Raw genomic sequence first — 16,577 nt, 5'->3', positions numbered from 1 at the left:
TGAGTACGACCAAAAAGATCCCGATGCGTAAATGCGTGGGATGTCAGGAAATGAAGAATAAAAAAGAAATGCTGCGTGTTCTGAAAACAGCAGAAGGCGAATTCATTCTGGACGCAACCGGACGTAAGAACGGGCGCGGGGCATATCTGTGCTTTTCCGGAAAATGTTTGCAGGAAGCAATAAAGAATAAAGGACTGGAACGTTCTTTCAAACAGGCGATACCAAAAGAGATATACGAAAATCTGGAAAAGGAGCTGGAGCAGCTTGAACATAAATAGAGCATTATCGATGATCAGTCTGGCGACCAAAGCCGGCAAGACAAAGAGCGGGGAATTCATGACAGAAAAAGAAGTCAAGGAAGGACGCGCGCATCTGGTGATTGTGGCAGACGACGCATCGGACAATACAAAAAAGAAATTTCAGAACATGTGTGATTTTTATAAAGTGCCAATATACTTTTTTGAAGATAAAGATACCCTGGGCCATGCGATGGGAAAAGAGTTCCGCGCTTCGCTTGCAGTAACAGATGCAGGGTTTGCAAAAGGAATCAGAAAACATCTGGATATGGAAGAAGAATAATAGGAACTGTATACAGGAGGTAGATTTATGGCAAAATTAAGAGTATATGAACTGGCAGAACAGATGAATAAGACAAACAAAGAAATACTCTCTATATTAAAAGATAAAGGAATTGAGGTGGCAAGTCATATGAGTACACTTTCAGATGAACAGATTGATGCAGTAAAAAGTGAAAAATCTTCTGAAGATACCCCGAAGAAGAAAAATATCGTTCAGGTTTTCAGACCGCAGAACTCACAGGGCGGCGGAAGAGGCCGTAATGGTCAGGGACGCCCGCAGGGCAGTCGAAACGGACAGCGCCCGCAAGGCAATGGAAATGGACAGGGACGCTCACAGGGCAATGGAAACAGACAGGAACGTCCACAGAATGGTAACAGCCAGGGACGCCCGCAGGGTAATGGAAATGGCCAGGGACGTCCGCAGAACGGAAACAGACAGGAACGCCCGCAGGGTAATGGAAATGGCCAGGGACGTCCGCAGAACGGAAACAGACAGGATCGTCCGCAGGGAGAAAACCGTGATAACAGACAGCGCAGAAATCCAAACGGACCAAGAAACGGTCAGGATCAGAGACAGGGACGCCCGGGTGATGGAAGAAGAGATGGCGGATTCCAGAACCGCGGAGACAGAAGAGATAATCGAGATAACCGTGATAACAGAGACGGAAGAGAGATGCGTGATGGCGGACGCCGTGACGACAGAAGAAAATCTAGCCCGTCTATTCCGGCACCTGCAATCGCAGAACAGAAACCAAGCCGCAACAAACCAAAAGATGCGCACAAGAAGAAAGAATATAACAGAAATGAAGAGAACGAAGACAGACTGCAGAAAGGCAAAAAGGGCAAAAACAATAACGCTCAGCCGAAAATGGTAAAACCACAGCCGAAGAAAGAGGTTGTGGAGGAGCAGATCAAGCAAATCACAATTCCGGAAGTACTTACAATCCAGGAACTTGCAGATGCAATGAAGATCCAGCCATCCGTAATCGTTAAGAAACTCTTCATGCAGGGCAAGATTGTAACAGTCAACCAGGAAATTGATTACGAGACAGCTGAAGAAATCGCTCTGGAATTCGATGTGCTCTGTGAAAAAGAAGAAGTAGTCGATGTGATCGAAGAACTTCTGAAAGAAGACGAAGAAGACGAAAAGAAAATGAAGAAACGTCCGCCGGTAGTCTGCGTTATGGGACACGTTGACCACGGTAAAACCTCTCTTCTTGACAAGATCCGTGATACTCATGTCATCGCAGGAGAAGCAGGTGGAATCACACAGCATATCGGTGCTTCAGTTGTGGAAATCAACGGTGAGAAAATCACCTTCCTCGATACACCGGGACATGAAGCATTTACCGCAATGCGTATGCGTGGTGCAAATTCTACCGATATTGCAATCCTGGTTGTTGCAGCAGATGACGGTGTCATGCCGCAGACTGTAGAAGCGATCAACCATGCAAAGGCAGCAGGGATCGAGATCGTAGTTGCGATCAACAAGATCGACAAGCCAAGTGCCAATATCGACCGTGTAAAACAGGAACTGACCGAATATGAACTGATTCCGGAAGACTGGGGCGGAAGCACCATCTGTGTACCGGTATCTGCTCATACAGGAGAAGGAATCAAAGAGCTTCTGGAAATGGTTCTTCTTACCGCAGAAGTGATGGAACTGAAAGCAAATCCGAACCGCCGCGCAAGAGGTCTTGTAATTGAGGCTGAGCTTGACAAAGGAAAAGGACCGGTTGCAACCGTTCTTGTACAGAAGGGTACACTCCGTGTCGGAGATCCGATCGCAGCAGGTTCTGCATATGGTAAAGTACGTGCCATGATGGATGACCAGGGACGCCGTGTAAAAGAAGCAGGTCCTTCTATGCCGGTTGAGATCCTCGGTCTTAATGATGTGCCGAATGCAGGTGAAGTATTTGTTGGCTGCAAGAATGATAAAGATGCAAGAAGCTTTGCAGAGACATTCATCAGTCAGAACAAGATCAAGAAACTGGAAGAAACCAAGTCCAAGATGTCTCTGGATGATCTGTTCAACCAGATCCAGGAAGGCAACTTAAAAGAACTTGGAATCGTTGTAAAAGCAGACGTACAGGGATCTGTAGAAGCGATCAAGCAGAGCCTTGTCAAACTTTCCAATGAAGAAGTCGTTGTTAAGATCATCCATGGTGGTGTTGGTGCGATCAATGAATCTGACGTTACGCTTGCAGCAGCATCCAATGCGATCATTATCGGATTCAATGTACGTCCGGACGCAACTGCAAAGGAAACGGCAGAACGTGAAGGTGTTGATGTGAGACTGTACCGTGTCATCTACAATGCGATCGAAGACGTTGAAGCAGCCATGAAGGGTATGCTTGAGCCTGTATTTGAAGAAAAGGTACTTGGCCATGCCGAAGTACGTCAGACATTCAAGGCTTCCGGAGTCGGAACAATTGCAGGATCTTATGTCCTTGACGGTACATTTGAACGTGACTGCCAGGCAAGAATCGTTCGTGACGGCGTTGTGATCTATGATGGAAAGCTTGCTTCATTAAAGCGTTTCAAAGATGATGTGAAGGAAGTTAAAGCCGGATATGAATGTGGTTTCGTATTTGAACGTTTCAACGATGTCAAAGAAGGAGACCAGGTAGAAGCATTCAAGATGGTGGAAGTTCCTAGATAAAGAAGGGTAGAAAATGAGAAAAAACAGCATTAAGAATACAAGAGTAAACGCAGAGGTACAGCGTGAACTTAGTACTATTCTGCGTGGAGGGATCAAGGATCCGCGTGTTGCACCGATGACTTCGGTTGTAGCGGTAGAGGTTGCTCCGGATCTTAAAACCTGCAAAGCATATATCAGTGTCCTGGGCGATGAAAAAGCCCAGGCTGATACCCTGAAGGGATTACAGAGCGCAGAAGGCTATATCCGCCGCGAACTTGCTCATACACTGAATATGCGTAACACACCGGAGATCAAGTTCGTACTGGATCAGTCCATTGAATATGGTGTCCGGATGTCAAAGAAAATTGATGATGTAACAAGAGATTTACGGGAAGAGGATGATTAGTATGTTATTAGATGCAATTTCAAAAGCCGGGACGATCGCACTTGGCGGACATGTCCGCCCGGATGGGGACTGTGCTGGTTCCTGCATGGGATTGTATAACTATGTCAGAGAGAATTTTCCTGAAAAAGAGATCGATGTTTATCTGGAAGAGCTTCCGAATACACTGAAGTTCATGAAAAATACAGATAAGATCCGGCATGAAGTGACGGAAGAAAAAACCTATGATCTGTTTATCGCACTGGATTGTGGGGATATGGGAAGACTTGGATTTTCGGCAGTCCTTTTCAAAAAAGCGGCAGTAAGATTCTGTGTAGATCATCATGTGAGCAACCAGAGTTTTGCAGACCAGAACTATATCATGCCAGATGCAAGCTCGACAAGTGAGCTGATCTACGATCTGCTGGATTATGGGAAGATGTCTGTGGAGACTGCCGAGTGCCTTTACACAGGAATGGTGCATGATACCGGTGTGTTCCGTTATTCCTGTACCCATCCGTCGACCATGCGCGCAGCAGCAGCACTGATGGAAAAAGGGATCGATTTTACAAAAATAATTACAGAGACTTTTGATGAAAAGACCTATGCACAGAACCAGGTTCTGGGGCGTGCATTGTTGGAAAGCTTTCTTTTTATGGACGGAAGATGTATTGTATCTTACGTTACAAAAGAAGAGATGGATTTCTACCAGGTAAAAGCGAAACATCTGGATGGAATCGTAAGCCAGCTGAAACTCACAAAAGGTATCGATGTTGCAATTTTTATGTATGAGCTTGAACATGGAACTTTTAAGGTAAGTCTGCGATCCAATGAAAAGATAGATGTAAGTGTAGTTGCAAGCTATTTTGGCGGCGGCGGACACGCAAGGGCAGCCGGATTCTCCATGACTGCCACACCACATGATATCATCAACAATCTGGCAAGAAGACTGGAACTTCAGTTTAACAGTGGGAGCGAAGCGGAATGATACATGGCGTACTGAATGTATATAAAGAAAAAGGCTATACGTCCCATGATGTGGTTGCAAAGCTGCGCGGGATCGTAAAGCAGAAAAAGATCGGGCATACCGGAACCCTTGATCCGGATGCCGAAGGAGTACTTCCGGTCTGCTTTGGGAAAGCAACAAAGCTTTGTGACCTGCTGACAGATAAAGATAAAACCTATCAGGCGGTTCTTCTTCTCGGTCAGGTGACGGATACACAGGATACTTCCGGTCAGGTTCTGGAAAAACATAGCACAGAAGATCTGACCAATGAAAAAGTAGAAAATGTGATCCGCAGCTTTGAGGGAGAATACGATCAGATTCCGCCGATGTATTCGGCACTCAAAGTTAACGGGAAAAAGCTTTATGAGCTTGCCAGAGAGGGCCAAGAAGTAGAGCGGAAAGCACGAAGAATCACGATTCATGAGATCCGGATCCTGGAGATCAATCTTCCGGAGGTAAAACTGGAAGTGACCTGTTCAAAGGGAACGTATATCCGTACACTGTGTCATGATATCGGTCAGAAGCTTGGCTGTGGCGGATGCATGAAAGAGCTTTTGAGAACACGTGTAGAGCGGTTTGGACTTGAAGACAGTATCCGGCTCGGTGAAATTGCACAGCTTCAGAAAGAAGGGATTCTGGAGGAGAAGATCATCGCGATAGATGAAATGTTTCCAACGTATGCACAGGTCGTACTGCCACCGAAAACGGCCGCGGCAGTACGGAACGGGAATAGTTTCAGAAAAAGAGATATTTCACAGGAAACAGCATTAAAGGAGTATGAGAACGATGAGAGAGTCCGCGTGTACGATGAATCGCATCAGTTTATTGCGATTTACTGTTACTGCAGGAAAGACGATCTCTTCAAGATTGTAAAAATGTTTTTTGATGGAAATGAAAAAAAGTAATTAAAGAGGAAAGAACATGGACTATATCAGAGGGCTGGAAGCCTATCAGGATTCCAGAGAGGCAGCAATCACACTCGGCAAATTTGATGGAGTTCACAGAGGACATCAGAAGCTGATCAAAAAAGTATGTCAGCTGAAGGCGAAAAAAGGCGTTCGTTCTGTTGTGTTTGCATTTGATATGAATCCGCTTTATGAAAAGCTTGGAAAATCAAGAGAAGGGATCATGTCCAATGAGGAGCGCAGATGTCTTCTGGACGAGAAAGTAGATGTACTGCTGGAATGCCCGTTTTCCGAAGATGTCACAAGTATGTCGGCAGAGGATTTCATCCGGAAGATCCTGATTGAGAAAATTCATGCCCGGTATATTGTGATCGGAACGGATTTCCACTTTGGGCATGACAAGCGTGGTGATGCAAAAATGCTTGCAGAATATGCCGATGTGTATGGATATGAACTTTTTGTGATTGAAAAAGAGATGTACGGAAAACGGGAGATCAGCAGCAGCTATGTCAGGGAAGAGCTTCGGAAGGGAAATATGGAAGCTGTGAATGATATGCTGGGGTATGCATATACTGTACGGGGAAAAGTAGAGCATGGCAGGCAGCTGGGCAGAAAACTGGGATTTCCGACACTTAATGTACATCCGTCAAGGGATAAACTTCTTCCACCGAACGGAGTTTATCTGGATAGTGTGAGGATTGATGGGATCTGGTACAACGGAATCGGTAATGTCGGGTTTAAGCCAACGGTATCCGATGAGAACCGGATGCTGATCGAGAGCAATCTGCTGGATTACAGTGGTGATGCCTACGGAAAAGAGGTAGAGATCCAGCTTTATCATTTTAAGAGACCGGAGCAGAAGTTTGAATCGATAGAAATGATGAAGGCTCAGATCGATCAGGATATTGCTTACGCAAAAGAATTTTTCCGTTATCATCATAAGAAATAACAGAGCCGGTGAAAAAGCTCCGGAAATGCGGTTATTTACAGGCAGCCTGTGAACAGGAATATGAAAACCTGCCAGATGCGGGAAAGATAAAATCCTTCTTGACAGGATTCGGGGCATATGGTACACTAGGCAAGTATGAAAAACCGATGTTCGGCAGATGGAATCTCCAACCACTGCTTAATATCAGGCAATTAACAGTATATTTAGGAGGTAGTGACAAATGATCACAAAAGAAATGAAAGAACAGATTATCAAAGAATACGGAAGAACAGAAGGAGATACAGGATCTCCGGAAGTACAGGTAGCTCTTCTTACAGCAAGAATCAATGATCTTACAGATCACTTCAAAGCTAATCCGAAGGATCACCACTCAAGAAGAGGACTTCTTAAGATGGTTGGACAGAGAAGAGGACTTCTTGCATACCTTAAGAAGAATGACATTGAAAGATATCGTTCACTGATCGAAAGATTAGGTTTAAGAAAGTAAGACGTATTTTACAGGGAGCGAAAGGCATCAGCTGGATGTCTTCGCTCCCTGTTTGTTTACGCAAACAATGAGCCGAACCGGTACAACATGCATCATCCATGCCAATCAGCATAGTGATTGGCAAGGGAGTGACCAATAACCGTGTTTTGCCACATTTTAAAGTTAGTTATATAGAATCTTGCAAGAGATGTAAGGATATGATATAATACAAAAGATTGTGGGTAGAGATTGCGTCCGAGACCACTGAAAAGTATATTTTGAGAAGTGTATTTTTCAGTAGTTTCGGAGATTTTACCCGTCAGATAAACAGATAAAAAAGGAGAACATTTATGTACAAAAAGTTTGAAATGGAACTGGCAGGCCGTACACTCCGCGTAGATGTTGGAAGAGTTGCCAAACAGGCGAACGGCGCAGTACTTATGCATTATGGTGATACAGTTGTGCTTTCAACAGCAACTGCATCCGACAAACCAAGAGAAGGAATTGACTTCTTCCCGCTCAGCGTTGAATACAATGAGAAGCTTTATGCAGTAGGAAAGATCCCGGGAGGATTTAACAAGAGAGAAGGAAAAGCATCAGAAAATGCTGTTCTTACCTGCCGTGTGATCGACCGTCCGATGAGACCGCTTTTCCCGAAGGATTACAGAAATGATGTAACGTTGGAGAACCTGGTTCTCTCTGTTGAACAGGACTGCTCACCGGAGCTTACCGCTATGCTTGGATCAGCGATTGCAACTGCTATTTCTGATATCCCGTTCGATGGTCCGACAGCTTCTACCCAGGTAGGACTTGTTGACGGAGAACTGGTATTCAATCCAACCGCAGAGCAGAAAGAAAAGTCCGACCTTGCACTGACTGTTGCATCTACAAGAGAAAAGGTAATCATGATTGAAGCCGGAGCAAATGAAGTACCGGAAGCTAAGATGCTCGAAGCCATCTTCGCGGCGCATGAAGTGAATCAGAAAGTCATCGCATTCATCGACCAGATCGTTGCAGAATGTGGAAAACCAAAACATGATTATGTAAGCTTTGCAGTACCGGAAGAACTTTTTGAAGCGATTCAGAAGATCGTAACACCGGAAGAGATGGAAGTTGCAGTATTCACAGATGACAAGCAGACAAGAGAAGAAAATATCCGTAAGATCACAGAAAAGCTGGAAGAAGCTTTTGCTGATAACGAAGAATGGCTTGCCAAACTTGGTGAAGCTGTATATCAGTACCAGAAGAAGGTTGTCCGCAAGATGATCCTCAAAGACCACAAGCGTCCGGACGGTCGTGCAATCGAAGAAATCCGTCCACTTGCCGCAGAAATTGACCTGATCCCGAGAGTACATGGTTCTGCTATGTTTACACGTGGACAGACACAGATCTGTACCATCACCACACTGGCTCCGCTTTCAGAAGCACAGAAGGTAGACGGACTGGATGAATCTGAGACATCCAAGAGATATATGCATCACTATAACTTCCCGTCATACTCTGTAGGTGAGACAAGACCTTCCAGAGGACCGGGACGTCGTGAGATCGGACATGGAGCCCTTGCTGAGAGAGCACTGGTACCGGTACTTCCGTCAGAGGAAGAATTCCCGTATGCGATCCGTACCGTATCTGAGACATTTGAATCTAACGGTTCTACTTCTCAGGCAAGTGTATGTGCATCTTCTATGTCACTTATGGCAGCCGGTGTACCAATCAAATCTGCAGTTGCAGGTATCTCATGTGGTCTGGTAACAGGTGCTACTGACGATGATTATCTGGTACTTACAGATATCCAGGGACTGGAAGATTTCTTCGGAGATATGGACTTCAAGGTAGCAGGTACACATAAAGGTATCACAGCGATCCAGATGGATATTAAGATCCACGGACTGACAAGACCGATCATCGAAGAAGCAATTGCACGTACAAGAAAAGCAAGAGTTTACATTCTGGATGAAGTTATGGCTAAGACAATCGCTGAGCCAAGAGCACAGGTTGGCAAGTATGCACCGAAGATCATTCAGATGAATATTGATCCGGCTAAGATCGGTGAAGTTGTAGGTCAGAGAGGAAAGACCATCAACGCAATCATCGAAAAGACAGGCGTTAAGATTGATATCACAGATGAAGGAAGCGTATCTATCTGTGGCGTAGATGCAGACAGCATGGAACAGGCAAGAAAGATGATCGCTACCATCGTAACAGACTTCGAGGCAGGAATGGTTCTTGAAGGTGATGTTGTAAGCATCAAAGAATTCGGCGCATTCATCGAATTTGCACCGGGCAAAGAAGGAATGGTACACATTTCCAAAATCGCTAAGCAGAGAATCGACCATGTAGAAGATGTTCTTTCTATCGGAGATCACGTCAAAGTGGTTTGCCTTGGAAAAGACAAGATGGGACGTTTGAGCTTCAGCATCAAAGATGTTGCAGAATAAAGTTTTATAAAATCAGAAGGACTTTACCAGTATCGGTAGAGTCCTTTTTTAGTTCTATTTTTCTCCTGCCTTCCATATACATTCTTTAAAGAGAGGTGGACAAGATGAGAAGAGAGAAGAAAGATCAAATTCTGGCGGTGCTTCCGGAGAAAATCCGAGGGATTCTGTTGAATCATGGACTGGATTTTGAGAAGATCCAGGAGATCCGGCTTCGGGAAGAGCAGCCGCTTGTAGTGAAAAAAGAGGGAAAGGAAGAACTTTTTACCCATCGGGTGACAAAAGAAGAACTGCGTGAAACGATGGAATATGTATCCAATTATTCCCTGTATGCCTATGAAAATGAACTGCGCCAGGGGTTTCTGACGATTGAAGGAGGGCATCGGGTCGGAATTTCCGGGAAAATTATTTCGGAAAAGGAACAGATCCGGAATTTTCAGTATATTACATCGATCAATATCCGAATCTGCCATGAGATTACAGGTTGTGCGAATAAGCTGTTTCCTGTGATCCTTGAAAAAGGAAGACTTTGCCATACCATGATCATTTCCCCACCAGGTGGAGGAAAGACTACACTTTTGCGGGATCTGGTGCGGCAGATTTCGGATGGGAACCGCTGGGTGGAAGGAAGAAATGTGGGTGTGGTGGATGAACGTTCAGAGATTGGAGGATGCTACCGTGGCGTGCCACAGAACCAGCTTGGGATGCGGACGGATATTCTGGACAACTGCCCGAAAGCAGAAGGAATGATGATGCTGGTGCGGTCCATGGCGCCGGAGGTGATCGCGGCAGATGAGATCGGGACAGCGAAGGATGTAGAGGCGATTGAGTACGCCATGCACTGTGGGGCAACCATGCTGACGACGGTGCATGGTTCCGGTATGGATGAGATCCGTGAAAAGCCACTGGTCAGCAATCTGGTAAAGGAAAGATGCTTTGCCAGATATGTTGTGATGAAATCCGGGAAACATGTAGGAGAAATTGAAGGGATTTATAACGAACGGGGAGAAAAACTATGTATCTGAAAATGGTCGGATGCCTGGGAATTGTGGCGGCGACATCCGGCTATGGATACAGCAGGGGAATGGAATATCAGAGGCAGATCACGGATACCGGAGAGCTGCAAAGAGTGATAAGGCAGCTTGCGGGAGAAATGGAGTATACTTATGCACCACTCGCCCAGGTATGCGCTTCTGTTTCCCGAAGATGCAGTCAGAACTACAGGATCTGGTTGGAACATCTGGCAAAAGAATTGGAGATGCCGTCAAGAAGTCTTGCAATAATCTGGGAGAGGTGCTGCGAAAGTGATCTTGAATGTCTGCTCCTTGGCAGGGAGGAAAGGGTACGTCTGCATGAGCTTGGGAGGCAACTTGGCAGCCTGGATAAGAAGCAGGAAACGCAGATTTTCTTGCAGTATGCAGAATTTCTGGAAGAAAAAAGAGGCGGTCTTTTAAAAGAAATTCAGGAAAAACGGAGGCTTTGCAATCTGCTGGGTGTTACAGCAGGGCTTTTTCTGACAATTTTGATTCTGTAAATAGGAGCGAAACATGAGTGTAAATCTGATATTTAAAATTGCGGCAGTCGGGATTCTGGTTTCTGTCCTGGGACAGGTGCTGAAACACAGCGGAAGAGAAGAACAGGCATTTCTCACAAGCCTTGCAGGACTGCTCCTGGTTTTATTCTGGATCCTTCCTTATATTTCAGATCTGTTTGACGATATCAGACGGCTCTTTGCTCTGTAAAGGAGGGAAAAGATGAGTATCCTTAAGGCAGCCTGCATCGGTATTGCAGGAACTTTCCTGGCATTACAATTTCAAAATACCAGAAAAGAGTATGGGATCTATCTGGGGATTGCGGTCAGCATTTTCCTTTTTTTCGGAATGAGCCAGAATCTGTCGGTGATTCGGGAGACTCTGGAACTGGTTGGCAGCTTTGTAAAGATCGATGCAGTATATCTGACGGCAATGCTGAAAATTCTGGGGGTGACCTATCTGGCGGAATTTGCGGCAGCAATCTGCAAGGATGCCGGTTATCAGACGATCGCCGGGCAGATCGAGGTTTTTGCAAGACTCAGTATACTTGCAATTGGAATGCCGATATTAAAAGCACTGCTTCTTGCAATCCGTGAACTTGGATAGTAAAAGGGAAGAAAAATGAAACATTATTTTCAGAAATATGGCATAGCATACATGATCGGACTTGTAATCTTCGTACTGATACTGCCGGTACAGGTATTTGCGGCAGGGGAAGATTCCTCTTCGGAAAACAGCCGGACAGAAGATAATATGACAGAAACGGATCTGGAAAAAACGCAGGAGGAAACAGAGCAGAAAATCTGGGAGCTGACAGAGGTAAAGGATCTGGATACGGCAATCCGGAAACTGTTCCCGGAAGAAAAACTGCATTTTCAGGATCTTGTTGAGTCTGTGATCCGGCAGGATGAGAACCTGTCTGCTGGACAGATCAGAAACTTTGTGACGGATCAGTTTTTCTATGTGCTGAAGGTCAATAAACCGGTGCTTGCATCTATCATTTTTCTGGTGCTGATCGCAGCGGTTTTTTCCAACTTTTCGGAAGTGTTTCAGAACTGTCAGATCTCACAGACCGCCTTTTTTCTGGTATACCTGTCTGTGATTACAGTCGGCATACGGAATTTTCAGGCAGCAGCCGTAGAGGTACAGCATGGACTCGAAAATCTGATCCTCTTTATGCGAGTACTCTGTCCTGTCTACTTTGTCTGTATGGCAGTCGCAGTGGGAAGTATTTCTGCGATCGCATTTTATAATCTGGCACTTTTCCTGATTTTTCTTGTGGAACTTGTGATTTTGAAATGGATCGTTCCGTTGATCCAGATCGCACTTCTGATGGAAATCTTGAACAATCTGACGGAGGAGGAATTTCTTTCTAAGGCAGCGGAACTTTTGCGACTTGTAATCGGATGGAGTCTGAAAAGTCTGCTTGCCCTGGTGACGGGGATCGGGTTTATCGAGCGGATAATCAGTCCGGCGGCAGATCAGGTGAAAAGGAGTGTCTGGACAAAGGGCGTGGGAATAATTCCAGGAATCGGTGATGTAGTCAGCGGGACAAGCGAAGTCGTGCTTGGAAGTGCGGTTCTTTTAAAAAATGGAGTTGGAATTGCAGGGGCACTGCTTGTAACGGGAGTTGTGATGATCCCGGTCATCAATATGGGAATTCTGACGCTTCTTTACAAAGGAACGGCGGCACTTATCCAGCCGGTGTCTGATAAACGGATCGTGGAGGCCATCAGTTTTACCGGGGAAGGTTATCATATGCTGCTAAAGACGGTGCTTGCGACGGCGGTCCTGTTTCTGGTGACACTTGCAGTTGCGGCATCGGCAGCTTCGTAGGAGGGATAAAATGATACAGCTGGTTTACAGGTGGATGCAGAATCTCGCCGTTTATATGATTCTTGTAACCGCATTTTTGCAGGCACTTCCAGAGAATAGATACCGGAAATATGTTCGTTTTTTCTGCGGACTTCTTCTGACAGTTCTGCTTGCCCAGCCGGTTCTGGACCTTATGGGGGAAGCCGGACAGGTAACGGAGCTGTATCGGACGGCGGAGTATGAGCAGATGATAAAAGAGATGGAGTATGCGGCGGATTTGCTCGAAAAGGGCGGTGAATGAAGATGTTTGAAATCCGTAAAATAAAAAAAGACAAATGGCTGATCATATTGCTTGTCGGACTGCTTCTGGTTGTGATCGCGATGCCTGTTTCCGATATAAAATCAGACCAGACACAGGATGAACAGCAGGTGCAGAAGGCGGAAAATGCATCGGAGGATATTTATACAGATGCACTGGAAACACGGCTGGAAAATGCACTTGCAAAAGTAGAAGGAGTTGGAAATGTAAAGGTGATGATCACTCTGGCTTCTTCCTCGGAAAAGGTAGTGGAAAAGGATCGGGAGATGACAAGTGAGGTGCAGGAAGGGGAGAGCGGAGGAAAAAATACCAGTTCTTCAGAGACGGCAGTTTATGCAAACGGAAATGGAGAAGAAACGCCATATGTGAAACAGGAATTAAGTCCCCGGATAGAAGGTGTTCTCGTAATTGCAGATGGCGGAGATAACGCCATCGTGATTGAAAATATCACAGAGGCTGTGCAGGCATTATTCGGAGTAGACACGCATAAGATAAAAGTAATGAAGCATAACTAAAAAAGAATCTTATAGGAGGAAGGCTAGTGAAAAAAGTATTTAAGAAAAATCAGATTGTGATTGCGGTTCTTGCGGTGATGATCGCTGCGGCAGGATATCTGAACTATTCCGGAAAAATTTTTGGCTCGAAAAACAAAACAGCAGAGACGGGAAGCGAGATGGCAAATAAGGAACTTCTGGATATTTCGGATCAGGACACAGGAGGTGACAGCTCCCTCCAGACAGCGGATAACGATCAGGTGGACGGAAATCCGGGAGAGGCGGTGCTGACAAATGGATCGGTCAGTGCGCTTGTAGCACAGGCAAAAGTGAACCGGGAGCAGGTGCGGGCAAAAAACAAAGAAACCCTGCAGGCGATCATTGATAATGCAGATATCGCAGAAGACCAGAAAGCAGATGCAGTTGCGCAGATGGTGGAGATGACACAGCGCGCCGAACAGGAGGTCGCAATTGAGACTCTGCTTGCCAGCAAAGGCTTTCAGGATGCGGTGGTAAGTCTTACCGAAGAATCCGCAGATGTGGTCGTTGATGTGGCGGATCTGTCGGATGCAAAACGGGCACAGATCGAGGATATTGTCACACGCAAAGCAGAGGTAAATGCTGCAAATGTGGTGATCACACCGATCCATGAAAGTACAAATACGAGTGAATCAGGGGATTGATATTATAGCAAAAATACCATATAATAAGAATTTGAGTGACATTGAGAAAATAGTAGGAGTAGAATAACATGGCAGATTTTACGAATGAGATAAAGAAAAGAAGAACATTTGCGATCATTTCCCATCCGGATGCAGGTAAGACTACCCTGACAGAGAAGTTTCTGTTATATGGTGGGGCAATCAATCAGGCAGGTTCTGTAAAAGGAAAGGCAACAGCGAAACATGCGGTTTCAGACTGGATGGAGATTGAAAAAGAAAGAGGTATTTCGGTAACATCTTCTGTTCTGCAGTTCCAGTATGGCGGTTATTGCATCAATATTCTGGATACACCGGGACATCAGGATTTCTCGGAAGATACTTATCGTACTCTTATGGCGGCCGATTCGGCGGTTATGGTGATCGATGGATCAAAAGGTGTGGAGGCACAGACAAGAAAGCTGTTCAAAGTCTGCGTCATGCGTCATATTCCGATTTTTACATTTATCAATAAAATGGACCGTGAAGCGATGGATACCTTTGAATTACTGGATGATATTGAAAAGGAACTGGGGATCGCTACCTGTCCGATCAACTGGCCGATCGGTTCCGGAAAAGAATTCCGCGGCGTATTTGACCGGAACAGCAGAGAGCTGGAGATTTTCTCAGATACCAAGAAAGGAACCTCGATCGGGGAAGTTGAGAAGGTTTCCATCGACAGTGAGGAAGCAAAGAGCATCGTAAGTGAAGCACAGTTCGCACAGCTGGAAGAAGAGATTGAGCTTCTGGACGGAGCGAGTGCGGAATTTGACCAGGAGATGGTCAGCAAAGGAGAACTCTCTCCGGTATTTTTCGGATCAGCTCTGACCAACTTCGGTGTGGAGACCTTTCTTCAGCATTTCCTTAAAATGACGACTTCGCCGCTTCCGAGAATGTCCGACAAAGGATTGATCGATCCGATGAAAGAAGAAGATTTCTCCGCATTTGTGTTTAAGATCCAGGCAAATATGAATAAGGCACACCGGGACAGAATTGCATTTATGCGTATCTGTTCCGGTGAGTTCAAGGCAGGCATGGATGTCTTCCATATCCAGGGAGGCAGGAAAGTCCGTCTGTCACAGCCACAGCAGATGATGGCGAGTGAACGCCACATGATCGATACCGCTTATGGTGGAGACATCATCGGTGTATTTGATCCTGGTATCTTCTCCATTGGAGATACACTGACCAATTCAGCGGAAAAATTTGCATACGAAGGAATTCCGACTTTCGCACCGGAACATTTTGCCAGAGTACGCCAGGTGGATACGATGAAGAGAAAGCAGTTCATCAAGGGAATCAACGAGATCGCGCAGGAAGGCGCGATCCAGATTTTCCAGGAATTCAACACCGGTATGGAAGAGATCATCGTCGGTGTAGTCGGTGTCCTGCAATTTGATGTATTAAAATACCGTCTGGAAAATGAATATAACGTGGAGATCCGTCTGGAACCACTTCCATACGAACATATCCGCTGGATCGAGAATGAAGAAATCAATATGGACAAGCTGGTCGGCACATCCGATATGAAGAAGATCAAGGACCTGAAAGACAGACCGCTTCTTCTGTTTGTCAACAGCTGGAGCATCCGTATGGTGCTGGAACGAAACGAAGGACTGAAACTTTCCGAATTCGGACGTTCCTAAAAAACTTTCCAATAAGGATCTTTTATGTTACAATGAACGCATAGCGACGAGCGCAGGGAAGGGAAGAAAGTGATCGGCTGCTCGCAGACGAATCACTTTCAGCCCAGACCTATGTGAGTGCAACGAACATCGAGGAAGCGAAAGGTTCCGAGATGAGCGCGAGGAGCGTAAAAAAAGCGCAGTGCTGGGTGGAAAATGATCGGCTGCATGCAGACGAATCATTTTCAAGCCAGACCTATGTGAGTGCAACGAACATCGAGGAACCGAAAGGTTCCGAGATGAGCGCGAGGAGCGGAAGAACCGCAGACAGGAGGACTTATAATGAGTAAAGAAGAGAGAAATACCTATAAGATAGAATCAGATGAGAACCTCGGAGAAGTACAGATTGCTGATGAAGTAGTTGCAATTATCGCAGGACTTGCAGCGATGGAGGTAGAGGGGGTATCTTCCATGGCAGGAAATGCAACCAGAGAACTGATCGCAAAGCTTGGAATGAAGAGCCTTTCCAAAGGAGTAAAGGTAGACGTGCTGGAAGGTATCGTTACCGTATCCCTTGCCCTGAACCTCAAATATGGCAGCAGTATCAAAGATACTACTTTAAAGGTACAAGAAAAAGTAAAGGCAGCAATCGAGAATATGACAGGTCTTACCGTTGCAGACGTAAACATCCGTGTTGCAGGTGTGGACATGCCGGAAGAAGAATAATTGGAG

Annotated in this window: 20 protein-coding genes; all 20 read left to right on the top strand. The window is 45.6% G+C overall.

The annotated features are described in order from the left end of the window. The first annotated feature begins 23 nt into the window (after positions 1–23). A complete protein-coding gene (gene rnpM, locus PGY05_RS01740) occupies positions 24–278 on the top strand; it encodes an RNase P modulator RnpM (protein WP_334294126.1) in 255 nt (84 codons plus the stop codon). A 10-nt stretch (positions 279–288) separates the two neighbouring features. After that, positions 289–579: a L7Ae/L30e/S12e/Gadd45 family ribosomal protein gene (locus PGY05_RS01735; RefSeq protein WP_117823784.1), complete on the top strand. Its 291-nt coding sequence runs from the start codon at positions 289–291 to the stop codon at positions 577–579. 27 nt (positions 580–606) lie between these two features. Next, positions 607–3,240: a translation initiation factor IF-2 gene (gene infB, locus PGY05_RS01730; RefSeq protein ID WP_270475221.1), complete on the top strand. Its 2,634-nt coding sequence runs from the start codon at positions 607–609 to the stop codon at positions 3,238–3,240. Between the two features lie 13 nt (positions 3,241–3,253). Continuing rightward, a complete protein-coding gene (gene rbfA, locus PGY05_RS01725) occupies positions 3,254–3,625 on the top strand; it encodes a 30S ribosome-binding factor RbfA (protein ID WP_008369305.1) in 372 nt (123 codons plus the stop codon). A gap of 1 nt (position 3,626) precedes the next feature. After that, positions 3,627–4,589, top strand: coding sequence for a DHH family phosphoesterase (locus PGY05_RS01720; RefSeq protein WP_270475220.1), 963 nt, complete (start codon positions 3,627–3,629; stop codon positions 4,587–4,589). After that, positions 4,586–5,512: a tRNA pseudouridine(55) synthase TruB gene (gene truB / locus PGY05_RS01715; protein ID WP_117556507.1), complete on the top strand. Its 927-nt coding sequence runs from the start codon at positions 4,586–4,588 to the stop codon at positions 5,510–5,512. The genes PGY05_RS01720 and truB overlap by 4 nt, the downstream gene beginning before the upstream one ends. 16 nt (positions 5,513–5,528) lie before the next feature. Then, a complete protein-coding gene (locus tag PGY05_RS01710; protein ID WP_117556509.1) occupies positions 5,529–6,461 on the top strand; it encodes a bifunctional riboflavin kinase/FAD synthetase in 933 nt (310 codons plus the stop codon). Between the two features lie 220 nt (positions 6,462–6,681). Continuing rightward, a complete protein-coding gene (gene rpsO / locus PGY05_RS01705) occupies positions 6,682–6,948 on the top strand; it encodes a 30S ribosomal protein S15 (RefSeq protein ID WP_008369295.1) in 267 nt (88 codons plus the stop codon). Between the two features lie 329 nt (positions 6,949–7,277). Beyond that, positions 7,278–9,365, top strand: coding sequence for a polyribonucleotide nucleotidyltransferase (locus PGY05_RS01700; RefSeq protein WP_008369294.1), 2,088 nt, complete (start codon positions 7,278–7,280; stop codon positions 9,363–9,365). Between the two features lie 104 nt (positions 9,366–9,469). Further along, on the top strand, positions 9,470–10,387 hold the full coding sequence (gene spoIIIAA / locus PGY05_RS01695) for a stage III sporulation protein AA (RefSeq protein ID WP_195249969.1): 918 nt from the start codon (positions 9,470–9,472) through the stop codon (positions 10,385–10,387). After that, positions 10,378–10,896 carry a stage III sporulation protein AB gene (locus PGY05_RS01690; protein ID WP_117823786.1) on the top strand — a complete coding sequence of 173 codons (519 nt, stop codon included), beginning with the start codon at positions 10,378–10,380 and terminating at the stop codon, positions 10,894–10,896. Before spoIIIAA ends, PGY05_RS01690 begins: the two co-directional genes overlap by 10 nt. A gap of 13 nt (positions 10,897–10,909) precedes the next feature. Further along, a complete protein-coding gene (gene spoIIIAC / locus PGY05_RS01685) occupies positions 10,910–11,104 on the top strand; it encodes a stage III sporulation protein AC (protein ID WP_008369289.1) in 195 nt (64 codons plus the stop codon). Positions 11,105–11,116: 12 nt separating this feature from the next. Further along, positions 11,117–11,500 carry a SpoIIIAC/SpoIIIAD family protein gene (locus PGY05_RS01680; protein ID WP_195249970.1) on the top strand — a complete coding sequence of 128 codons (384 nt, stop codon included), beginning with the start codon at positions 11,117–11,119 and terminating at the stop codon, positions 11,498–11,500. 15 nt (positions 11,501–11,515) lie between these two features. Continuing rightward, on the top strand, positions 11,516–12,730 hold the full coding sequence (locus PGY05_RS01675) for a stage III sporulation protein AE (RefSeq protein WP_270475219.1): 1,215 nt from the start codon (positions 11,516–11,518) through the stop codon (positions 12,728–12,730). Positions 12,731–12,740: 10 nt separating this feature from the next. Beyond that, positions 12,741–13,010: a stage III sporulation protein AF gene (locus tag PGY05_RS01670; RefSeq protein ID WP_270475218.1), complete on the top strand. Its 270-nt coding sequence runs from the start codon at positions 12,741–12,743 to the stop codon at positions 13,008–13,010. After that, entirely contained in the window at positions 13,007–13,543 is a 537-nt protein-coding gene (locus PGY05_RS01665) for a stage III sporulation protein AG (protein WP_270475217.1), read from the top strand. Before PGY05_RS01670 ends, PGY05_RS01665 begins: the two co-directional genes overlap by 4 nt. 26 nt (positions 13,544–13,569) lie before the next feature. Next, positions 13,570–14,205, top strand: a complete 636-nt coding sequence (locus PGY05_RS01660; protein WP_008369281.1) for a SpoIIIAH-like family protein — start codon at positions 13,570–13,572, stop codon at positions 14,203–14,205. 68 nt (positions 14,206–14,273) lie between these two features. Beyond that, the gene (locus PGY05_RS01655; protein ID WP_270475216.1) at positions 14,274–15,866 is read left to right on the top strand and encodes a peptide chain release factor 3; all 1,593 of its coding nucleotides are present in this window, start codon (positions 14,274–14,276) and stop codon (positions 15,864–15,866) included. Between the two features lie 113 nt (positions 15,867–15,979). Further along, the gene (locus PGY05_RS01650) at positions 15,980–16,195 is read left to right on the top strand and encodes a hypothetical protein (RefSeq protein ID WP_270475215.1); all 216 of its coding nucleotides are present in this window, start codon (positions 15,980–15,982) and stop codon (positions 16,193–16,195) included. Next, on the top strand, positions 16,188–16,571 hold the full coding sequence (locus tag PGY05_RS01645) for an Asp23/Gls24 family envelope stress response protein (protein ID WP_008369274.1): 384 nt from the start codon (positions 16,188–16,190) through the stop codon (positions 16,569–16,571). The genes PGY05_RS01650 and PGY05_RS01645 overlap by 8 nt, the downstream gene beginning before the upstream one ends. Positions 16,572–16,577: the final 6 nt, after the last annotated feature.

Origin of the sequence: Coprococcus sp. AF51-11b1 (genome assembly GCF_027682785.1) — a bacterium.
GTDB lineage: Bacteria > Bacillota > Clostridia > Lachnospirales > Lachnospiraceae > Allocoprococcus > Allocoprococcus comes.
The sequence above is the reverse complement of the archived record's forward strand: the minus strand, read 5'-3'. Positions and strand labels throughout refer to the sequence as shown.

Coding starts and splice junctions, on each gene's coding strand:
- rnpM (WP_334294126.1), top strand. CDS start 24: ATGCGTAAATGCGTGGGATGTCAGGAAATGAAGAATAAAAAAGAAATG.
- spoIIIAC (WP_008369289.1), top strand. CDS start 10,910: ATGAGTGTAAATCTGATATTTAAAATTGCGGCAGTCGGGATTCTGGTT.
- PGY05_RS01735 (WP_117823784.1), top strand. CDS start 289: ATGATCAGTCTGGCGACCAAAGCCGGCAAGACAAAGAGCGGGGAATTC.
- infB (WP_270475221.1), top strand. CDS start 607: ATGGCAAAATTAAGAGTATATGAACTGGCAGAACAGATGAATAAGACA.
- spoIIIAA (WP_195249969.1), top strand. CDS start 9,470: ATGAGAAGAGAGAAGAAAGATCAAATTCTGGCGGTGCTTCCGGAGAAA.
- rpsO (WP_008369295.1), top strand. CDS start 6,682: ATGATCACAAAAGAAATGAAAGAACAGATTATCAAAGAATACGGAAGA.
- PGY05_RS01665 (WP_270475217.1), top strand. CDS start 13,007: ATGAAGATGTTTGAAATCCGTAAAATAAAAAAAGACAAATGGCTGATC.
- PGY05_RS01645 (WP_008369274.1), top strand. CDS start 16,188: ATGAGTAAAGAAGAGAGAAATACCTATAAGATAGAATCAGATGAGAAC.
- PGY05_RS01670 (WP_270475218.1), top strand. CDS start 12,741: ATGATACAGCTGGTTTACAGGTGGATGCAGAATCTCGCCGTTTATATG.
- truB (WP_117556507.1), top strand. CDS start 4,586: ATGATACATGGCGTACTGAATGTATATAAAGAAAAAGGCTATACGTCC.
- PGY05_RS01675 (WP_270475219.1), top strand. CDS start 11,516: ATGAAACATTATTTTCAGAAATATGGCATAGCATACATGATCGGACTT.
- PGY05_RS01680 (WP_195249970.1), top strand. CDS start 11,117: ATGAGTATCCTTAAGGCAGCCTGCATCGGTATTGCAGGAACTTTCCTG.
- PGY05_RS01655 (WP_270475216.1), top strand. CDS start 14,274: ATGGCAGATTTTACGAATGAGATAAAGAAAAGAAGAACATTTGCGATC.
- PGY05_RS01690 (WP_117823786.1), top strand. CDS start 10,378: ATGTATCTGAAAATGGTCGGATGCCTGGGAATTGTGGCGGCGACATCC.
- rbfA (WP_008369305.1), top strand. CDS start 3,254: ATGAGAAAAAACAGCATTAAGAATACAAGAGTAAACGCAGAGGTACAG.
- PGY05_RS01700 (WP_008369294.1), top strand. CDS start 7,278: ATGTACAAAAAGTTTGAAATGGAACTGGCAGGCCGTACACTCCGCGTA.
- PGY05_RS01710 (WP_117556509.1), top strand. CDS start 5,529: ATGGACTATATCAGAGGGCTGGAAGCCTATCAGGATTCCAGAGAGGCA.
- PGY05_RS01720 (WP_270475220.1), top strand. CDS start 3,627: ATGTTATTAGATGCAATTTCAAAAGCCGGGACGATCGCACTTGGCGGA.